The sequence below is a fragment of the Lysobacter zhanggongensis genome (genome assembly GCF_046638635.1).
GTDB lineage: Bacteria > Pseudomonadota > Gammaproteobacteria > Xanthomonadales > Xanthomonadaceae > Novilysobacter > Novilysobacter luteus.
Map to the genome: position 1 here is coordinate 1 of NZ_JBJXHK010000117.1, position 1,122 is coordinate 1,122.

Consider the following 1,122-nt stretch of genomic DNA (forward strand, 5'->3'; position numbering starts at 1 on the left):
GCTGGCCGGCGCGTCCGACCCGGCGACGGCGCTCGCCGAGGCCGCCCACCTGCGCCTGCTGACCGCGGTACGCGGCGGGCCGCAGGGCACCCGCACCCTCAACACGCGGATCGAAGAGGCGCTGATGGGTCCACGGCCGCCGGTGCACTTCCACGGCCGGCTGCTGCTGGTCACCGAGAACAGTTACCGTCACCGGCTGTTCAACGGCGATATCGGCATCTGCCTGCGAGACGACCGCGGCACCCTGGTGGCCTGGTTCCCCGACACCGCCACGGAGACCGGCACGCGGGCCTTCCACCCCGCCGCCCTGCCCGCGCACGAAAGCGCGTTCGCGATGACCGTGCACAAGGCCCAGGGTTCGGAGTTCGACACCGTCTGGCTGCAGTTGCCGCGGCAGGACAACCGGGTGCTTTCGCGCGAGCTGGTCTACACCGCTTTGACCCGCGCCCGCCGCGGGCTGCACCTGTGTGCCAGCGAGGATGTGTTGCGCGCGGCACTGGCGCGTCGTTCCGAACGGGTGTCGGGGTTGCTCCGACGGTTGCGGCCCGACGCGGTTGAGGCGCGCCGCTGAGCTAGACTCGTCGGGTTCCCGGGGGGGATTCACGTGATCGGATGTCACTGGCGGGCCGCACTTTCGGCGGTGCTCGCGCTCTGGTTGGGAGTGGCCACGGCTGCAGGTGCGCACGCACTGCGGGTCGAGCTGCTGCTGGCCGACGGTGACGCCGCCGGCCCACCCGCATCCGCGCCGGTGGTGGCGCAGGCCGAGGCGCTCGACTACGGCGTCGCGCGGTTGCCGTTGCCGCCCGGCGAAGGCCATTACTGGCTGCGGATCAGCGGCGGCGATCCCGTACTGCCCACCGCCCGCCCCTGGCTGGTGCTGGACGGCATCGGCGGACTCGCACCGGTCCTGTTCCATCCGCCCGGTGCAGCGCCGCTACAGGTCGACAACGCATTGGCCGGTGGCGAGCCGCTGGTGCGTCGCGGCTGGGCCCTGCCGTTGCCGCACGGTTGGCCGGGCGACGACATCGCCTACCTGCGCGTGCCCGGCGCGAGTTCCGGCCCGGTGCTGCTGCGGCTCGCCACCGGTCCCGAGCTCGCGCTCGAACAGCGCCGCGGGGCGCG

At 73.2% G+C, this 1,122-nt stretch carries 2 protein-coding genes; both read left to right on the top strand.

Annotated features, from left to right (window positions below):
* A partial coding sequence (locus ACKVMH_RS12605) for an ATP-binding domain-containing protein (RefSeq protein ID WP_412700556.1) occupies positions 1-571 on the top strand: 571 nt, incomplete at its 5' end.
* Positions 572-661: 90 nt separating this feature from the next.
* The coding region (locus ACKVMH_RS12610; RefSeq protein ID WP_412700557.1) for a hypothetical protein at positions 662-1,122 on the top strand (461 nt) is incomplete at its 3' end.